General features: G+C 46.2%; 11 protein-coding genes. 7 read left to right on the forward strand and 4 right to left on the reverse strand.

Annotation, left to right across the window (positions count from 1 at the left end):
* Positions 1–18: 18 nt before the first annotated feature.
* From accD to IQ209_RS10450, 6 genes are all read left to right on the forward strand, one after another.
* Entirely contained in the window at positions 19–966 is a 948-nt protein-coding gene (accD, locus tag IQ209_RS10425) for an acetyl-CoA carboxylase, carboxyltransferase subunit beta (protein ID WP_193851240.1), read from the forward strand.
* Positions 959–2,257, forward strand: a complete 1,299-nt coding sequence (gene folC, locus IQ209_RS10430) for a bifunctional tetrahydrofolate synthase/dihydrofolate synthase (protein ID WP_193851241.1) — start codon at positions 959–961, stop codon at positions 2,255–2,257. The genes accD and folC overlap by 8 nt, the downstream gene beginning before the upstream one ends.
* Positions 2,247–2,939, forward strand: coding sequence for a cell division protein DedD (gene dedD, locus IQ209_RS10435; protein WP_193851242.1), 693 nt, complete (start codon positions 2,247–2,249; stop codon positions 2,937–2,939). The genes folC and dedD overlap by 11 nt, the downstream gene beginning before the upstream one ends.
* A gap of 141 nt (positions 2,940–3,080) precedes the next feature.
* The gene (gene cvpA / locus IQ209_RS10440) at positions 3,081–3,569 is read left to right on the forward strand and encodes a colicin V production protein (RefSeq protein ID WP_099132017.1); all 489 of its coding nucleotides are present in this window, start codon (positions 3,081–3,083) and stop codon (positions 3,567–3,569) included.
* Positions 3,570–3,601: 32 nt separating this feature from the next.
* Positions 3,602–5,119, forward strand: a complete 1,518-nt coding sequence (purF, locus tag IQ209_RS10445) for an amidophosphoribosyltransferase (protein ID WP_193851243.1) — start codon at positions 3,602–3,604, stop codon at positions 5,117–5,119.
* A gap of 45 nt (positions 5,120–5,164) precedes the next feature.
* Complete coding sequence (locus tag IQ209_RS10450; RefSeq protein ID WP_189758866.1) at positions 5,165–5,755, forward strand: UbiX family flavin prenyltransferase; 591 nt, start codon at positions 5,165–5,167, stop codon at positions 5,753–5,755.
* A 98-nt stretch (positions 5,756–5,853) separates the two neighbouring features.
* On the opposite strand, the gene IQ209_RS10455 is transcribed toward IQ209_RS10450, so the two are convergent.
* On the reverse strand, positions 5,854–6,768 hold the full coding sequence (locus tag IQ209_RS10455) for a TIGR01777 family oxidoreductase (RefSeq protein ID WP_193851244.1): 915 nt from the start codon (positions 6,766–6,768) through the stop codon (positions 5,854–5,856).
* A 136-nt stretch (positions 6,769–6,904) separates the two neighbouring features.
* On the reverse strand, positions 6,905–7,531 hold the full coding sequence (locus tag IQ209_RS10460) for a glutathione binding-like protein (RefSeq protein ID WP_193851245.1): 627 nt from the start codon (positions 7,529–7,531) through the stop codon (positions 6,905–6,907).
* A 124-nt stretch (positions 7,532–7,655) separates the two neighbouring features.
* On the opposite strand from IQ209_RS10460, the gene yfcD reads away from it, so the two are divergent.
* A complete protein-coding gene (gene yfcD / locus IQ209_RS10465) occupies positions 7,656–8,174 on the forward strand; it encodes an NUDIX hydrolase YfcD (RefSeq protein WP_193851246.1) in 519 nt (172 codons plus the stop codon).
* A gap of 159 nt (positions 8,175–8,333) precedes the next feature.
* Here yfcD and IQ209_RS10470 read toward each other — a convergent pair whose 3' ends face one another.
* Both IQ209_RS10470 and IQ209_RS10475 read right to left on the reverse strand, forming a co-directional pair.
* Positions 8,334–8,960 carry a beta/gamma crystallin domain-containing protein gene (locus IQ209_RS10470; RefSeq protein ID WP_193851247.1) on the reverse strand — a complete coding sequence of 209 codons (627 nt, stop codon included), beginning with the start codon at positions 8,958–8,960 and terminating at the stop codon, positions 8,334–8,336.
* 317 nt (positions 8,961–9,277) lie between these two features.
* On the reverse strand, positions 9,278–13,345 hold a 4,068-nt coding region (locus tag IQ209_RS10475), incomplete at its 5' end, for a non-ribosomal peptide synthetase (RefSeq protein ID WP_193851248.1).

Below are 13,345 nucleotides of genomic sequence, written 5' to 3' on the forward strand. Positions count from 1 at the left end.
AGACGGAAAGGTTCATTAATGAGCTGGATTGAAAAGATTCTAAACAAAAGCAAAATCATACAAACTCGTAAGGCCAGTATACCCGAAGGAGTTTGGACAAAATGCGACAGTTGCAGTCAGGTACTTTATCGTGCTGAATTAGAGCGTAACCTTGAAGTGTGTCCAAAATGTGACCACCATATGCGTATTTCAGCCCGTAAGAGATTGCATTCATTTTTGGATGAAGGCACTGGCACAGAATTAGGCAGTGAACTGGAACCCAAAGATATCCTGAAATTCCGCGATACTAAAAAATATAAAGATCGCTTAGTGGCAGCCCAGAAGCAGACGCAAGAAAAAGATGCACTCATCGTTATGAAGGGTAAGCTGCATGATATGCCAGTTGTGGCGGGTGCCTTTGAGTTCAATTTTATGGGTGGCTCAATGGGCTCTGTGGTTGGCGCTCGTTTTGTACGTGCTGTTGAACAGGCGCTGGAAGATAACTGTCCATTTATCTGTTTTGCTTCCAGTGGCGGAGCTCGTATGCAGGAAGCGTTGATGTCACTGATGCAGATGGCAAAAACCAGTGCAGCGCTGGCAAAAATGCAACATCGTGGTTTGCCTTATATCTGTGTGTTGACCAACCCAACAATGGGTGGGGTAACAGCAAGTATGGGGATGCTGGGTGATATCAATATCGCCGAGCCTAAGGCATTGATTGGCTTTGCGGGTCCTCGTGTCATCGAGCAGACTGTGCGGGAAAAATTGCCGGAAGGTTTCCAACGTAGTGAGTTCCTGCTGGAGAAAGGTGCGATTGATATGATCGTGCATCGTCCAGACATGCGCGATAAAGTTGCCAGCCTGCTTGCCATGTTGACCCACAAACCTCATCCAGGCACAAAAGCAGAGCCAGTAGAAGCAATCGTTGTTGATTCTGCTGATGTCGAAGCGGATATAAACATCAATCCTAATAAAGAAGATGTCTGATATTTCACAAATTCCTCAAGCCGCGTCGCCACTGATGACGTGGCTTTCCTATCTGGGAAACCTGCATACCAAAGCCATTGATATGGGGCTTGAACGTGTGGGTAAACTGGGTCGTCAGTTAGGCTTATTGAGCCCGGCTCCAAAAGTTATCACGGTATCAGGTACTAATGGCAAGGGGACCACTTGCCATACCCTGGAGTCCATTTTTCTGGCCGCAGGGCTTAAAGTCGGCGTGTACAGTTCCCCGCATTTAGTCCGCTACACCGAAAGGGTGCGTATTCAGGGAAAGGAACTCGCGGAACAAGATTTCTGCCGTGTATTTGCAGCGATTGAAGCCCAGCGTGGTGACATCTCATTAACCTATTTTGAATATGGGACGTTGGCCGCATTACAACTTTTCAAAGAAGCGGATCTTGATGTCGTGATTTTGGAAGTTGGGCTGGGTGGACGTTTGGATGCCACCAATATTGTTGATGCCGATATTGCCGCAATCACCAGTATTGCACTGGATCATACGGATTGGTTGGGTGCAGATCGCGAACACATTGGGCGTGAAAAAGCGGGCATTTTCCGCCGTGGACATTTTGCCGTAGTGGGTGAACCTGATATGCCTCACTCAATTGCTGAAGTTGCGGATGAATTAAGCGCTAAGCTCTTTCGTCGTGGTGTTGATTGGCATTTCTCACAGCATGAAAATAGCTGGAACTGGCGAAGCGGTAAGCAACAATTCAATGAGTTACCTTTACCTAATTTGCCGTTAGCAAATGCTGCAACTGCAATGGGGGTGCTCCATTGCTTGTTGCAGCAGGATGACAAAGTCAGCCGGGCCATTGATGAACAAGCAATTCATGCAGGGCTAAGAAATGCGCAATTACCGGGGCGTTTCCAAATTATCAGGGAAAATCCGCTGGTCATTTTGGATGTGGCTCATAATCCACATGCTGCGGGCTATCTGGTGAAAAAACTGGCAGAATTGCCTCGCTCACCAGACAGCAAGATCCGTGGCGTGGTTGGCATGTTGGGAGATAAGGACATAGCGGGTACACTTGCCTGTCTTTCTCAACAGATTGATGAGTGGTATTGCGCATCATTGCATGAACTGAGGGGAGCAGAAGCTGACGAATTGTCTGGACATCTTCTACAGGCACGGACATTCCCCGAAGTAAAAACAGCCTGGCAGCAGGCAGTGAAAGATGCGTCGGTGCAAGATATTATCGTGGTTTGTGGCTCTTTCCACACTGTCGCACATGTCATGGAAGCACTGGAGGAGGGCAAGGAAAGTGGCCAGTAAATTCCAAAATCGCTTGGTTGGTACGATTGTTCTTGTTGCATTGGGCGTCATTGTCCTGCCTATGATTTTTGATGGTGATAAGAAATACAATGAAAATCAATTTGCGGCGATCCCTTTGGTGCCAAAGCCTGGTGATGAAGAAGATATTGACTCGATCCCACCATTGACACAAAACATGCCGTCTACACCGCCTGAAGGTGCTGCGGAAGCAATGCAATCACAGGAGCAAGAGCCCGATATAGATATGCTGACTCGGCCATCGTCTTCAGAGTCAATAACAACACCTCCTGTCACTGTCACGCAAGATCCTAAAACCGTGGTGCAACCTGAGTCGTCTTCTCAACAGAAAGCGGTAACTAAACCACAGGTTAAACCGGAACCCCGCGTTGAAAGCAAGCCAGAAATTAAACCTAAACCGGAGCCAACAGAGCAAGCCCCTCAGGCAACGGCATATGTTGTTCAGCTTGGCGCATTAAAAAACGCGGATAAGGTTGATGAGATAGTGGCAAGGCTGCGTCTTTCTGGGCACCAGGTATATACCGTGCCTTCTTCTCCGGTACAGGGGCAGTTAACCCGAATTTATGTAGGACCGAATGCATCAAGGCAGGCACTGGAATCTATTTTGCCCGAATTAAAGGAACTTACGGGATTACAAGGGCAGATGAAAAATTATAAGCCATAATCTGATTGACGCAGCAAATGCTGTTTGTCTACCTGTCGAAAATTATTTTCAGTAGAGTGATGAATCTACTACGCAAACGTTTTCGTTTTCTGTTAGAATGCTCCCGACCTGAGTGTCGGGAGCCTGTTTTTGGATTAAAATATGGTCTGGATTGATTATACGATCATTGCCATCATTGGTTTCTCGGCACTGGTTAGCTTGATTCGTGGTTTTGTTCGCGAAGCGCTTTCCCTGATAACGTGGGGCTGTGCTTTCTTTGTTGCAAGCCACTTCTATACTTATCTGGCGGCTTATTTTACCCGCCTTGAGGATGAACTGGTGCGCAATGGGGTAGCGATTGCTATCTTATTTATTGCAACACTGATTGTTGGCGCAGTAGTAAACTATGTCATTGGTTCACTTGTTCAGCGAACAGGCCTGTCAGGCACTGATCGGGTTTTGGGGATCTGCTTTGGCGCCTTGCGTGGTGTCTTGGTGGTGTCTGCCATTTTGTTTATTGCGGACTCTTTCACGCCACTGCCCAAAAGTCAGGATTGGCAACAATCACAACTGATCCCACAGTTTAGTCAAATTATCAGGTGGTTTTTTGACTACCTACAAAGTGCGTCGAGTTTCTTGCCGGAGAGATAACGCTCTCCGCTTGGCTGATGAGGAAAGGCTACATGTGCGGTATTGTCGGTATCGTCGGTTTTACACCGGTTAACCAGTCGATTTATGATGCATTGACGGTGCTTCAGCACCGTGGACAAGATGCAGCAGGTATTGCAACTATTGATGGTAACAATGAGTTTCGTTTACGTAAGGCGAATGGTTTAGTCAAGGATGTGTTTGAAACACGGCACATGCTACGTTTACAGGGAACCATCGGCATTGGGCATGTCCGTTATCCTACGGCGGGCAGTTCCAGTGCATCTGAAGCGCAGCCCTTTTATGTGAATTCTCCTTTTGGTATCACGTTGGCACATAACGGCAATCTGACAAACGCACATGAATTGAAAAAAATGCTGTTTGAAAATGCCCGCCGTCATGTCAACACAACCTCAGACTCTGAAATTCTACTGAATATTTTTGCCAATGAATTAGCCCAATTTCCCCATTTCCCTTTAGAGCCTGATGATATCTTCTCGGCAGTCGCGAAAATGCACAAAAAAATTCGTGGCGCTTATGCGTGTATTGCCATGATTATTGGGCATGGGGTGGTGGCTTTTCGTGATCCACATGGCATTCGTCCTCTGGTGCTGGGAAAGAAAACACGGGAAGATGGCCGCAATGAATACATGGTGGCATCGGAAAGTGTAGCGTTGGATACATTGGGTTTTGAGTTCCTGCGCGATGTGGCTTCTGGGGAAGCGATTTATATCACTGAAAACGGGCAACTATTTACTCGCCAGTGTGCAGAAAATCCGTCATTAACACCGTGTTTGTTCGAATTTGTCTACTTCGCTCGCCCGGATTCCTTTATTGACAAGGTTTCGGTTTATAACGCCCGGTTGCGGATGGGGCGGAAATTGGGGGAAAAAATTGCCCGTGAATGGGAAGACTTACATATTGATGTCGTTATTCCCGTACCGGAAACCTCTTGTGATATCGCATTGGAAATCGCCCATATTCTGGATAAACCCTATCGCCAGGGATTTGTCAAAAACCGTTATGTCGGGCGTACCTTTATCATGCCTGGTCAGCAAGAGCGCCGTAAATCTGTTCGTCGTAAACTGAATGCTAATCGCGCTGAATTCCGGGGTAAAAATGTTTTGCTGGTGGATGATTCCATCGTGCGTGGAACCACGTCTGAGCAGATTGTTGAACTGGCGCGTGAAGCGGGAGCCAAGAAAGTCTATTTTGCTTCGGCGGCACCGGAAGTTCGCTTCCCGAATGTTTATGGTATTGATATGCCGAATGCCAATGAACTGATAGCTCACGGTCGGGAAGTGGATGAAATTCGTCAGATCATTGGTGCCGATGCCCTGATATACCAAAACCTCCACGATCTTGTCCTGGCTGTCCGGGAAGAAAACCCTGATATTGAAAAATTCGAATGCTCCGTATTCGATGGTATCTATGTCACGAAAGACATTGACCAGTGTTACCTCGACTATCTGGAAAATCTACGCAAAGATGATGCCATGAAAGTGCGTGGACAGAGCGAAATAGAGGATCTGGAAATATATAATGAAGGATAATATTGTTATTATCATGCAGTTATAGCCAGAATCTCAGAGGAAAACATGAAAAAATTGATTGTCGGGCTGACCGGCGCGAGTGGTGCAATCTATGGTGTCAGGTTGCTGCAAGTTTTGCGGCCAATAGAAGGCATTGAAACGCATTTAGTGATCAGTCAATCAGCCCGGCAGACTCTGGCATTGGAGACGGACTATACGTTGCGAGATGTACAAGCTTTGGCAGATGTTGTACATGACAATCGTGATATTGCCGCATCCATTTCCTCTGGTTCTTTTAAGACATTGGGTATGGTGATTTTGCCTTGCTCCATAAAAACTCTATCAGGCATTGTGCATAGTTACACTGATGGCTTAATTACCCGTGCTGCGGATGTTGTTTTGAAAGAGAAGCGCAAGCTAGTGCTGGGAGTGAGGGAAACTCCCTTGCACTTGGGGCATTTGAGATTAATGACGCAGGCCGCGGAAATTGGGGCGGTGATCATGCCGCCTGTTCCGGCATTTTATCATCGTCCTGAACATATTCAGGATATTATCGACCAGACGGTTAACCGTGTGCTTGATCAATTTGATATTGACTTGCCAGAAGATCTGTTTAGCCGTTGGCAGGGAGCTAAACCCATTGGATATGGCATTTAAGTTGAGTCAAGATGCGTGTAATTTCTCCCTGCGAAGCGGGGAGAAATCAGGTTTCATAGCGTGTTGTAAATGGCAACTTGAAGTTTAATGCGTATAGATTAATAAGTATTGTCTTTTTCCTCTATGACATCTTGCAAGGCTTCTTCCAGTTGAAAATAACGGAAACCAAATCCGGCTTCTTCCAGTCTTTTGGGAATGGCTTGTTGACCTCCTAAGACTAACTCTGCGGCTTCTCCCATTATTGCTTTTAACACAAATGCAGGAATGCGCATAAAAGCAGGACGATGTAATACAGTTGCGAGTGTGGCACTAAACAGCTCATTATGAACAGGGTAAGGCGATGTCATATTGAAGGCGCCCTGTAATTCAGGTGATACCAGCAGGTAATAAATACCATTGACCATATCGTCAATGTGTATCCACGACATATACTGCTTGCCATTGCCGATAGCTCCCCCTAAACCTAACCGGAACAGTGGCAGCATTTTTTGCAGTGCGCCCCCTTTGGGAGCCAAGACAATGCCTGTACGTAACAGGCATACACGGGTTTTGTCACTTTGAGCCTGTAGCGCAAATTGCTCCCAACGTTCACAAAGCTGATGGGCAAATTCATTGTGAGGAAGATCGTTTTCGGTAACGACTGCTTGTCTCTGATCACCATAATAGCCAACGGCCGAACCGGAAATAAAGACAGATGGCGGAGATTCACTGGCCTTGATTAGCTTGCTCAATTGCTCGGTGATCTGCCAGCGGCTTTGACACAGTTTCTCTTTTTGTTTCAATATCCATCGTTTATTGATAATAGGCTCGCCGGCAAGATTGATAACAGCATCAAAGCCGTTAAGATCGCGTTGGTCATTTAACGTTGTCCAACAGGCAACGCGATCAGAAAACAGAGAATATACCTTTTGTGGTGAACGACTCAAAATGGTGATGGAATGGGAGAGCGAAATTAATTGGCAGGTCAAGCGATGACCAATTAACCCTGTTCCCCCCGTCATTAAGATACGCATAACCACCCCCTGTAACAAAAAATAATTGTACATTGGACTATAACAAGGGATAGCTTAAGTGGCAGCAGAATATGCTGTTATCTGTTACCAATATCAAGTTTTATGGTGAAATATCTCGTCATCAGGTTATATGGAGTTAAGCTGCCTTATCGGCGTAGGCGGCTTGTGTTGCCGGGCGTTGGTTGATCTTATCCAGCCATTTAGCAACCGCCGGATAATCCTGTAGGTCGATTTTTTGGTGTTCATAGCATCTCGCCCACGGATAAGTGGCAATATCTGCGATACTATATTCGTTTCCGCCGAGATAAGCCGTTTTTTCCAGTTGAGTGTTTAGCACCTTGTATAAACGTTTTGATTCTTCCACGTAGCGATTAATGGCATAGGGGACAACTTCTGGAGCGTAGCGGTTGAAATGGTGATTTTGACCGAGCATTGGGCCAAAGCCGGCAACTTGCCAAAACAGCCATTGCAATTGTTCGGTACGTTCACGCAAATCTTTGCTTAATAGCTGGTCAGTTTTATTTGCCAGATAAAGTAAAATGGCCCCTGATTCGAAGATAGAGACAGGCTCTCCTCCATCGGTGGGTTGATGATCGACAATAGCTGGGATTTTGTTATTGGGTGAAACGGCGAGAAATTCAGGTTTGAACTGTTCGCCAGTGTTGATATTGATGGGGTAGATAGTGTAAGGAATGCCGACTTCTTCAAGAAAAAGGGTGATTTTATAGCCATTTGGAGTTGGGGCATAGTATAGATCTATCATATAACCTCCAGCGATAATAACTTTCTGAAAAATGTAATGATGTTACCTTACCATCGTTGGTTTATAAATGTTATAAATTTACTGCAAAAAATAACAGGCAACTCATTGATAAAAGGTTTTTAGAATGATGCAAGAAAAATCAGTAGATATTGAATGGATTGACATCGTCAATGAAGACAATGAAGTCATTGCTCAATCGTCTCGTCAGCAGATGAGAGTACAGAACTTGAGGCATCGTGCTACTTATATTGTCGTGCATGATGGGATGGGCAAAATTCTGGTTCAGCATCGGACAGAAACGAAAGACTTTTATCCGGGAAAATTGGATGCAACAGCAGGTGGTGTTGTTATGGTGGGAGAAACTTTGCTTGAAGCTGCGCGTCGGGAAGCAGAAGAGGAACTGGGGATTGCAGGTATTCCTTTTGCCGAACATGGTGTTTTTTATTATGAAGAGGACATTTGTCGTATATGGGGTGGTTTGTTCAGTTGTGTCAGTCGTGGACCATTTGCATTGCAGGAAGAAGAAGTCGCCGCAGTTTACTGGCTAACGCCGCAAGAAATCACTGCCCGTTGTGATGAATTCACGCAGGATTCACTAAAAGCGCTCTCCTTATGGTTAACGCGTAACTATCAAGTGGAGTAGTTTTAACTATCATTGACAATTATTTGTTACTGGTATGAGGACCTTCCGTTGATATTAAATAATCATTTAAAACAGGAGTATGTATATCTACAATACATACTCCTTATTTTATAAAATTTAATAAACGGAATGTGAGGTTGTTAATTTAATATTTCGGTTTTATTTATTGTCAGAAAAATTTTCCAAGAAGAATATAAAATGATAACCATCTACTTTTTCAAATCGCATATAGGGTGGTTTAGTCGTATCATAAGTGACGATATCAAGATCTGTACCATTATAAGTAAAATAGACGGAACCTTGAGTGACAGGAATATTATTCTGATCAAAGACGACAACGAATGTAACATATTGTTGACCATCTTTGGGAATTAAACCAACTATTTCATAGTCTCCATTCGAATAGCAATCTACAGGGTTAGGAATTTTATAGGTTTGAATATGAGCTCTAAATACTTGATCGATACCTGATTCGTTAATTAATTTTACTGCGAGTAAATCACGATTTGAGGGTGAGACAATAAACTTTGATAACCCTTGAATATCGCTGATATCTGGCTGGCTTGTATCCCATTCACGATAAATTTGTCCGGGTTGACTGTCATTGCCATGTCGCCAAGCGAATACGACAGAGCCTGTTCCAATTTCAACGGAAAGAAATTTATCATTTAATGGCGTGCCAATTAGATTGATTTCTGTACTATTTTCTGGGTATTCATAACAAGCCCCAGTATAATTTTTTCCAGTATAAAATATAGCGCCATTAGTTAATTTATCTTTAGACATAATAACTATTATCCTTATATTTTGTTACGGAAGTGAATATCTAAATGGGTTTTCATCATACTGAGAGTCTCTGATGTTGGAGTTCCTTACCCCGCGCGGCGCACGGGGTAAGGAATACGCCTGCCATTTTGAAACGTTATTTAGGATAAGAATCTTAGTTTATATGTCAAGATAATGGGTATCTTTTATATTGGATCTTGTCTTTAAAATATATTCATTTAATTTATATTCTTTTCTATTAATAAATGTCGAAAAACCTCGTTATTTTCAACGAGGTTTTTTGTTAGCGGATAAGGCAGCCATTGGCTGCCAGAAATTTATGAGATTATATTTACACCCGCTATGGCCGATGCTAACCCTTGAACGAAAGGTTGACGCATAATTGTTATGTGATCACCAGATAAAGTTTCGGAGATAACTTCCCCAGTAACCAGCGTTTTCCATCCATCAATCATGTTTTCGGCAGAGATATCTTGTCCTTCATACTCTTGGTTATCGCTAGCCAGAAACAGGTGGAGTCTCCCTGAATAGCGCTCTTGCGGCTGATAAGTTGCCAAAGAGTGGGCCTTGAAGACATTTAAATAGGCAGAGATTTCCTTAGATTCAAGTTGAGGAGGTAAGAGTTCCTCTTCAATGAGACGAAGTCGCAAGTTATCGAATTGCTCTTCTTCTGTCATGGATTGGAATTCTTCTTCGGTAAAGTTTTCCTCTGCACCCGCCAATGCAGCAAGCACATTACCAAACTCGACCAGCCAGCGACTATTAGACCATTCTGATTCGCGCTTTTGGGTTAAGCTTTCCAGAGGGGATTCGCTATCGACTAAAGCCAGTAAGCCAATGCTTTCACCTTGTTGGACGAGTTGTCGGGCCATTTCGAATACGAGCCAGCCTCCGAAAGAGTGTCCAGCTAAATAGTAAGGGCCATTGGGTTGAACTTTCTTAAGATCATCGATCATAACGCTGGCCATTGCCTCAAGGCCGTTCATCTCAAGGTATGGTGGGAGATCGCTGCGTCCATCTAACTCTGGTGATTGCATACCCCAAACGGAATAAACACCTTCCAATGCTGTCGCCAATTCCCGCAAATAGAGCACGTGTCCTCCGGCGCCGGGAGCAAAGAACAGCGGTGTTGCTTTGAGGTTTTGTGACAGGCCGACCATAGAACCAACATGGATATTATCTCGATCTTCAATGGCGCGGGCTTGTTCTTTGATAGTGGTAAACGTCATCAAGCTCGCCATCATATTCTGCTGAAGTCCAAGTTTTTCTATTGCTAAAGAGCCGGCTTTCAATATAAGCAATGAATGGCCTCCTAACTCAAAGAAATGGTCATGACGGCTGACACGCTCTAATCCCAGCAGATCCTGCCAAATTTGAGCCAGTTTTATTTCAACCTCACCTTGGGGGGCTTCATAATCACGGGTTACGATGGCAGCTTGATCGGGAGCAGGGAATGCCTGACGGTCGATTTTGCCATTAGAGGTAAGCGGGAAAGCGTCAAGGATGACAAAGGCGCTGGGTAGCATAAACTCGGCAAGCTGCTGAGCAAGCTGCTGACGCAGTTCACTGGGAACCAAGTTTACACCGGATTCAGGCTGAACATATGCGACGAGACGTTTATCATCAGGTGTTATTTCTCGAACAAGGACAATAGCATCTTGTATTCCCTGACATTGCGCCAGGCGAGTTTCTATTTCACCCAGTTCAATGCGGAAACCACGGATCTTAACCTGAAAATCATTGCGCCCTAAATATTCAATCGTGCCATCGGGTAGCCAACGCCCCAGATCGCCGGTTTTGTACATGCGGGCATGGGGTTGCTCGCTAAACGGATCAGCCACAAATTTTTCTGCTGTCAGATCGGGACGATTAAGATAACCACGGGCCACACCTGCTCCACCGATATGAATTTCACCACTGACACCGAGAGGAACCGGCTTCCCAAAGGCATCCAGAATATAAATACGGGTATTCGGCAATGGATAGCCAATCGGGATGTTATCAGTGATATCAGTCGTTCCATCCACTTTTAATGTGGTCGCAATGACCGTGGTTTCGGTAGGACCATAAGAGTTAATCCAACGGCAGGATTGCGTTTCTGGTATAGATTGCCAACTGATTAAATGGCGCAGTTCCGCTTTCTCGCCACCGACGATAACGGTGCGCAGATATTGGCCGAAACCACTGCGTCCCGCCATCATCTCTTGTACCCATTGATGCCAGAAGGCGGTCGGCATATCCATGATAGTGATTTTCTGCTTATTTAACAGATCGACAAATTCTGCATCCGGTACACGGATATGGGCAGGGCGCAGCACCAGAGTTGCGCCCGAGGCGAGGGTAGGGAAAATATCGGATACCGAGGTATCAAAAGCGATAGTCGCAAATTGCAGGATACGATCCCCTAATTGTGGCTCGCTGGTCTGGTGCTGTGCATGGATAAAGTTCACCACATTGCGGTGCTCCAGCATCACGCCTTTGGGCTGGCCGGTGGAGCCGGAAGTATAGATAATATAGGCCAGATGATGGGGTTGAAGCTGAACATCAGGATTATGGGCTGGCTGTTTTGCCCTGTTATTGCGGTGGCTTTCATCATCCAGCAACCAGACGGGGATATCTGATATTGGCAACAGTCCCTGTAAAGGGTGTTGTGTCAGCAATAACACCGGTTTGCTGTCCGACAGTTGATACGCCAGACGTTCGGCCGGGTATTCGGGATCAAGCGGAACATAGCCGGCTCCTGCTTTAAGGATAGCGTACAAACCAATAATCAAATCCAGACTGCGATCAACACAGATTGCCACGCGATCATCAGGGCGTACCCCCGCGGCAATCAGCTGGTGTGCCAGTTGGTTAGCATGACGGTTCAGTGCTGCGTAACTCAGTTCGTTTTCGCCAAAGACCAATGCAATCGCATCCGGTGTGCGTGCTGCCTGCTGTTCAAACAGTTGATGGATTAAGGCGTCTTGCGGATAGTCTATCGCCGTATCGTTAAAACCCTCCAGTAATTGCGTACGTTCGGCCCGTGGCAAGATATCGATAGTGTGGATAGGCTGATCAGGTGCATATTGCAGCGCAGTCACAATGCCTTCCAGTGCCGTCTTCATATAGGCAGTAATGCGTACCGGATTAATTTGCTGGCTGCATTGTGCGGTCAGTGCAAATCCGTCATCAAAATCGTCCACATCCAGGGATAAGGGGTAGTTACTGCGCTCTTCACTGTCCAACACCTGAATACCGTCCCAAGCCAATGAATGCGCCGCTTCCTCATCACGCGGGCTGTGACGGAAATTTAGCAGGCTGTTAAACAATGGCAATGAGGCTGGCACGCCGCTGCACCGCTGGGCTATCGCCAGAGGGGTTTGTTCATGATCCAGTAATTCGCTCAGGCGCTGGTAAGTTTCCTGTACCGCCTGTTTTACGGTACGGGTCTGTAATTGGATACGGACTGGCAGGGTATTGATAAACATCCCCAGCACCTGTGAAGCGCCCATGCCCCCCTGTAAGCGGCCCAATAACACCGTACCGAATACCACATCTTCACGGCCAACGAACTGTGCCAGAACCTGCGCCCAGGCCACATGGAACAGTACAGCTGCGCTGATACCCGATTGACGGGCGCAATCCCGGATCTGTTGTGCCAGTTCCTCATCTAAGGTGACAATATCTTCCACGATTTTATCGTGTTTATCGCGGCTATTCCCCTGTACATCCAGTAACCCAAAGGGTAGGGTCGGTTCTTCCACGTCGCCCAGTAACTGCTGGAAATAAGCCTGATGCACTTCAATCGGCACCTGACGGGTCTGGGCGATAAAATTGCGGTAAGGCAATGGGGCGGGCAGGGGTGCGGCTTCTCCGAGGATCAGTGTCTGCACTTCACTGAAAATGATTTCCAGCGACAGATGGTCACAAACCAGATGGTGATGCAGCAGGCTTAACCACCATTGATCGGTATCAGGATCCTGGGCGATGTAAGCGGCCAGTAATGGCGCCTGAGTAATATCTAACCGTATGCTGTCCGGATCAGTCAGACGCCGTAGCTGGGTTTCGGCACGTTCTCCTGCGGATAACGTCAGCTCTGTGATTGGCAGGGGCGCATGACGGTAGACCACTTGCACGGGGATCGGAAGTTCCTGCCAGTGGAAGGCACTGCGTTGAATATCGTGCCGGTCAATCACCTGTTGCAATGCCCGCAAGAAACTCGTCAGCCGTGGCCGGCTGTCAAAGTGCATCAGAATATTTTCAAGGTAGGTGTCACCGGTTTCTGCCAGTAGATGGTGGAACAGAATGCCTTCCTGCAAGGGGCCAAGCGGGTAAATATCCTGAATATTGGCGACGCCGTCCGGGACATGGTCAACAATACGGTCAATTTGGGCCTGGGTTAA

Origin of the sequence: Xenorhabdus sp. BG5, assembly GCF_015163665.1 — a bacterium.
Lineage (GTDB): Bacteria > Pseudomonadota > Gammaproteobacteria > Enterobacterales > Enterobacteriaceae > Xenorhabdus.